The following is a 3,876-nucleotide window of genomic DNA, read 5'->3' on the forward strand; positions in this document are numbered from 1 at the left end:
CTACTACTCCGCGCTGACCGAAGCCGAGCGGGACGAGCGTGAAGAGTTCGTCGTGGACGCCTGCTACCTGATGCGCGACCGGTTCCGCGGCGAGGAGGTTTTCGAGACCCTCGGCCTCGACGTCCAAACGTGTGCCGAATGGGTCGACACGTCGCCGCTGATGATCCAGTTCCGCTCGCACCTGTTCAGCCGCATCGTGCCGATCGTCAAGGACATCGGGTTGTGGGGCGACAAGGTGCAGAAGGCCTTCAGGGACATGGGTGTCCTCGACATGGCCGGCTTCGACATCGAGACTCTGATGAAGGCCGATGAGGATCAGGCCGACGCGCTGGACAAGGCACACGCCGAGATGGCAGGCCGGGCCCTCGAGGTGGACCAGGCGATCGCGGCGGGCGCAAGCTGACGGGCGACGGTGTCCCTTAGCACTGGCCGCCGCCCGGCCGGTAGCGACCGTGCTCAGTAACGACAGCGGTGATCAGCTCGGCCGGGGTCACGTCGAAGGCCGGGTTGAAAACGTCTGCGTCCGGCGGGGTGATCCTGGTGCCGGCGAACATCCTGAGTTCGTGGGGCGCGCGTTCCTCGATGGCGATCTCGGCGCCGGTGGCGAGCGACCTGTCGACCGTGGATGAAGGCGCGACCACGACGAACGGCACGTCGTGGTGATGCGCAACGATGGCCAGGCCGTAGGTGCCGATCTTGTTGGCGACGTCGCCGTTGGCCGCGATCCGATCGGCACCGACGAGCACGCAGTCGACGAGGCCGCGTGCCATCGCCGCCGCCGCGGCGCCGTCCGCCTGCACCCGGTAGGGCACGCCGGCTTGCGCGAGCTCCCACGCCGTGAGCCGGGCGCCCTGAAGCAGTGGGCGTGTCTCGTCGACTAGCACCGACTCGACCAGTCCGCGCTCGTGAAGGTGCCAGACGACGCCGAGCGCGCTGCCCCATGCCACGGTGGCGAGATGACCGGCGTTGCAGTGGGACAGCAGGCGCAGCGGGCGACGATCGCATAGTGCGAGCACGATCTCGGCGGCGTGGGCGGACGCGGCGCGGTTGAGACGTTCGTCCTCGTCGAGGATTTCCAGCGCTTCGGCGAGCACGGCTTCGGCTCCCTCGCCGAGCTTCTCGAGCGCGCGTGCAACTCCCCAGCTGAGGTTGACAGCGGTCGGTCGTGCCTTCGCGACTCGTTCGGCCGAGGCCCGGATGTCGCCTCCCTCGCGGGCCGCGAGCACAACCCCCAGCGCGCCCGCGGCCCCGAGCGCCGGGGCGCCGCGCACGGCCAGGCGGCGGATGGCGTCGATCAGCTCGTCGACGGTGCGCAAAGTCAGAATGCGGTAGTCGGCCGGCAACGCGGTCTGGTCAATGATCGTGACTGCGTCGCCGTCCCAGTCGATGGTCCTGCACACGAGCCGACCCTAGGTTCTCACGGTTGCAGAATGGGACGAATCAACTGCAGCACTTCCGGATCCTCGATGGTCGACGGCATTGGTCCGTCTTTGCCCAGGGTGATGTCGCGCATGGTTTTCCGCAAGATCTTTCCCGAGCGGGTCTTGGGTAGCGCGGGGACCACATCCACTTGTTTGAAGCAGGCCACGGCTCCGATCTCCCTGCGCACCGTCGCGATGAGGTCCTCGGCAAGACCGTCGGCCGACGCACCGCGCTTGAGCACGACGAGTGCGCGCGGAACCTGACCCTTGATGTCGTCGGCGACTCCGATGACGGCGCACTCGGCGACTGCCGGATGCGCGGCCACCAGCGCCTCGATGGGGCCGGTCGACAGCCGATGCCCGGCGACGTTGATGACGTCGTCGATGCGGCCCAGCACATACAGATACCCATCGTCGTCGAGGTATCCGCCGTCCCCGGTGAGGTAGTAGCCGGGGTGCTCACACAGATAGGAGGCCTCGAAGCGGGCGTCGTCGCCCCAGAGCGTGGGCAGTGCGCCCGGTGGCAGCGGCAACCTGACGCAGATCGCGCCCTCTTCGCCGGCTTCGCACGGCGACCCGTCGACGCGAAGAACGCATACGTCATAGCCCGGCATCGGCAGCGTCGGTGAGCCCGGCTTGATCGGAAACCGCTCGACGCCCATCGGATTGGCGGCGATGGCCCAACCGGTTTCGGTCTGCCACCAGTGGTCGATGACCGGGACGCCGAGCTGCTCGGAAGCCCACCTGTAGGTGTCGGGGTCGAGGCGTTCTCCGGCTTGGAACAGATACTTCAGCGCAGAGAGGTCGTACTTGTTCAGGTGTGCACCGTCCGGGTCTTCTTTGCGGATCGCGCGGATCGCCGTGGGCGCGGTGAACAGCGCCTTGACCCGGTATTCGGATGCCACTCGCCAGAACGCGCCGGGATCCGGTGTGCCGACCGGCTTGCCCTCGTAGAGCAGCGTCGTCGCACCGAGCAGCAGCGGCCCGTAGACGATGTAGGAATGCCCGACGACCCAGCCGACATCCGATGCCGCCCAAAACACGTCGCCGGGTTGGATGTCGTAGATGTGCCGCATGCTCCACAGCAATGCCACGGCGTGTCCGCCGTTGTCACGCACGATCCCCTTTGGCTTGCCGGTCGTGCCCGAGGTGTAGAGCACATACAGCGGGTCGGTGCCCGCTACGGGCACCGCATCGGCGGGCTCGCTGTTGGCCATCACGGCGTGCCAATCCAAGTCGCGCCCTGCGGTGAGCGGGCAGCGGTGCTGATCTCGCTGCACGATGACGCAGCTGCGTGGTTTGTGCTGAGCCGACTGGAGTGCCGCGTCAAGCATCGGCTTGTATTCCACTAATCCCGACGGCTCGATTCCGCAGGAGGCGGAAACGACGACGGTCGGGCGCGCATCATCTATTCGTGTGGCCAGCTCGTGTGCGGCGAAGCCGCCGAACACCACCGAGTGCACCGCGCCGAGCCGTGCACATGCCAGCATCGCGATGACCGCCTCGGGAATCATCGGCATATAGAGCACCACCCGGTCGCCCTTGGCGACGCCGAGGTCACGTAGCGCGCCCGCGAATCGGGCAGTCTGATCCAGCAGCTCACCGTAGGTGTAGGTGCGCTTGACGCCGGTCACCGGCGAGTCGTAGATGAGAGCGGCCTGGTCAGCGCGGCCGTCGGCGACGTGGCGGTCCAGCGCGTTGGCGCAGGTGTTGAGTGTGGCGTCGGGAAACCACCGGTAGAACGGCGGGCGGCTATCGTCGAACACCCGCTGTGGGGGCCGCAGCCACGACACGGCTTGCGCGGCCTGCGCCCAGAAGGTTTCCGGGTCGTTGATGCTTGCTGTGAACAGTTCTCGGTAGCCGCCCATGCCCGCTCACTTCCTTATTTTGTGATGCACGGTACCAATTTCCTGCGGGCGGATTGGCAGGACCTTCTGCCTCGGTGATGTCATGATGTCGACATGACCGACCGGCGGGTCCGCTACGCACGCAACGGCTCTGTGCGGCTCGCGTACCGCGAGTTCGGAGAGGGTGACACGACGCTGGTGTGGAATCCCGGTTGGTTCAGCAACGTCGACCTTGTCGACGAACCCGCCAGTCCGATCACCGCCGTCGCCGAACAGCTTGCAGAGGTCACACGGCTCATAGTGTGGGACAAACGTGGCACCGGACTCTCAGATCCTGCCACCCACGTGCCTCCGCTCGACGAGCGAATGGATGATTTGCGTGCCGTTCTCGACGACGCGAAGGTCGATCGTCCCGCCTTTTTCGGTATGTCCGAGGGTGGCCCGATGAGCCTCTTGTTCGCGGCGACGTATCCAGAACGCGTTCATTCACTGGTGATGTACGGCGTGTCGGCACGGTTTTCTCAAGAGTTGCCGGATTACCCCTGGGGATTTACCGCCGAAGAGAAGGCCGAGCATCTGGAAGCTATCGAAAGTCATTGGGGTGAAGG

Annotated in this window: 3 protein-coding genes and 1 pseudogene; 2 read left to right on the forward strand and 2 right to left on the reverse strand. The window is 66.1% G+C overall.

Features of this window, described 5'->3' with window-relative positions:
- Nucleotides 1-403: pseudogene (locus ACLP9N_RS03930) on the forward strand (aminobenzoate oxygenase); the annotation flags it as partial.
- Between the two features lie 16 nt (nucleotides 404-419).
- On the opposite strand, the gene mtnA reads toward ACLP9N_RS03930, so the two are convergent.
- Together mtnA and ACLP9N_RS03940 are read right to left on the reverse strand one after the other, a co-directional pair.
- Nucleotides 420-1,400: an S-methyl-5-thioribose-1-phosphate isomerase gene (mtnA, locus tag ACLP9N_RS03935; RefSeq protein WP_442406164.1), complete on the reverse strand. Its 981-nt coding sequence runs from the start codon at nucleotides 1,398-1,400 to the stop codon at nucleotides 420-422.
- 17 nt (nucleotides 1,401-1,417) lie between these two features.
- Nucleotides 1,418-3,289, reverse strand: coding sequence for a propionyl-CoA synthetase (locus tag ACLP9N_RS03940; RefSeq protein WP_442406165.1), 1,872 nt, complete (start codon nucleotides 3,287-3,289; stop codon nucleotides 1,418-1,420).
- Nucleotides 3,290-3,382: 93 nt separating this feature from the next.
- On the opposite strand from ACLP9N_RS03940, the gene ACLP9N_RS03945 reads away from it, so the two are divergent.
- A partial coding sequence (locus ACLP9N_RS03945; protein WP_442406166.1) for an alpha/beta fold hydrolase occupies nucleotides 3,383-3,876 on the forward strand: 494 nt, incomplete at its 3' end.

It is taken from the genome of Mycobacterium sp., assembly GCF_052144515.1.
Lineage (GTDB): Bacteria > Actinomycetota > Actinomycetes > Mycobacteriales > Mycobacteriaceae > Mycobacterium.

What these genes read in the sequence shown, in the direction of transcription:
- ACLP9N_RS03940 (WP_442406165.1), bottom strand. Translation starts at nt 3,289, where the DNA reads ATGGGCGGCTACCGAGAACTGTTCACAGCAAGCATCAACGACCCGGAA.